The sequence below is a fragment of the Microcoleus sp. BM001215392 genome (genome assembly GCF_036700185.1).
Lineage (GTDB): Bacteria > Cyanobacteriota > Cyanobacteriia > Cyanobacteriales > Microcoleaceae > Microcoleus.
In genome coordinates this window covers 1-1,671 of record NZ_JAUBOJ010000683.1, presented here as the reverse complement: position 1 = coordinate 1,671, position 1,671 = coordinate 1, and the positions used below count along the sequence as shown (strand labels likewise).

Sequence of the window (1,671 nt, the reverse complement as noted above, 5' to 3'; positions counted from 1 at the left end):
TTAGGGCTTGCTGAATAAAAGCCAAAAGATTTACGAGGCGTGGGTTATGCGCTCGTGCGATCGAGAGTCAGATGCAAAAAAAACAGGTAAAATAGATCAAAACCCGTGCATAACCACCTACGAGCGTGTACAGAAAAGCTGAGCTTGCTCCCATCCAACCCTTAGACTTTGAACTAGCCAACGGATCTAAATTGTCAGCGGACAACCGTTGGGTAAAAATGGCCCAAATAATCCCGTGGTCTGAATTTGAATCAGAATATGCGGCCAACTTCCCCGCAGACAAGGGCGCACCAGCCAAATCATTTCGGATGGCATTGGGGGCATTAATTATCAAAGAAAAACTCGGAATTAGCGATCGGGAAACAGTAGAACAGATCCGCGAAAACCCCTATCTACAATACTTGATCGGTCAATCAAGCTACAGCAATGAGCTACCATTTGACCCATCACTATTAGTACACTTTCGGCAACGAATCAGTCCCAACTTAATTAATCAAGTCAACGAACGCATGGTTGAAAAAATGCGTTCCACCACCCCAATCAAAACCGAAAAAAAAAAGGATTCGGACGCCAAAAATGAGTCACCCAATCGCGGAAAACTAATTATAGATGCAACCTGCGCCCCAGCCGATATTAGTTATCCGACCGACTTAGGACTATTAAACAGAGCCAGAGTTCATACAGAAAAAATCATAGACATTCTGTATAAACAAATTAAAGAAAAAGCCCATAAAAAACCAAGAACCTACCGTAATCTAGCAAGAAAAGACTACTTATCAGTAGCCAAACAAAGACGACCAACCAAAAATAAAAGAAGACAGGCAATTAAAAAACAACTCCAATATATCAAAAGAAATTTAGCTCATATTGAACAGCTAATAGAGTTAGGTGCGAGCCTAGAAGGTCTGAATAAAAAGCAATATAAAACCTTGCTAGTTCTCACAGAAGTCACTCGCCAACAACAGTGGTTGTTTGACAACGATAAACAGAGTATTGAGGATAGAATAGTAAGTTTAAGTCAACCCCACATTCGTCCCATAGTCAGAGGAAAAGCCGGAAAAAGCGTAGAGTTTGGAGCTAAACTATCAGCCAGTTGTTTTGAAGGATATGTATTTTTAGACCGGATGAGCTGGGACAACTTTAATGAATCAGGAGACTTAAAAGCACAAGTAGAAGCATATCATAGGTTCACAGGATATTATCCAGAGTCTGTTCATGCAGATCGCATTTATCGAACAAGAGAAAATCGAGCATGGTGTAAAGAAAAAGGAATTAGACTCAGTGGGCCGCCCTTAGGAAGACCAAGAGCAAATGTGAGTAAATCAAAAAAGAAGCAAGCCTTAGAAGATGAGAGGATTAGAAATGCAATTGAGGGAAAGTTTGGACAAGGTAAACGAAGATTCAGCCTAAATCGAGTGATGGCAAAACTCGATAATACATCTGGTACGGTTATTGCAATTACTTTTTTGGTAATGAACCTTGCCACCTGGTGGCGCCGGGTTTTTTGTATGTTTTTATGTCTATTTGGAAAAAGAACACCTGTTTTTGGGTGGAAGATAATCTACAATTATACTTGGGTGAAATCGACACATAAAAACTTATATTTAACCGAACTTGAATAGATCGATCGCTCCTGCTATTGGTCTGCGATCGATTATTCAGCAAACCCTA

The 1,671-nt window shown here is 40.3% G+C and carries 1 protein-coding gene; it reads left to right on the top strand.

Annotated elements, in window-relative coordinates; all coding sequences use genetic code 11:
* The first annotated feature begins 125 nt into the window (after positions 1–125).
* Positions 126–1,618 (top strand): IS5 family transposase gene (locus QT974_RS34120; protein ID WP_442933241.1). Its coding sequence is split into 2 segments (ribosomal slippage): positions 126–1,593 and positions 1,593–1,618, totalling 1,494 coding nucleotides; the frame shifts between segments, so codons are not numbered across the junction.
* The last annotated feature ends 53 nt before the right edge of the window (positions 1,619–1,671 follow it).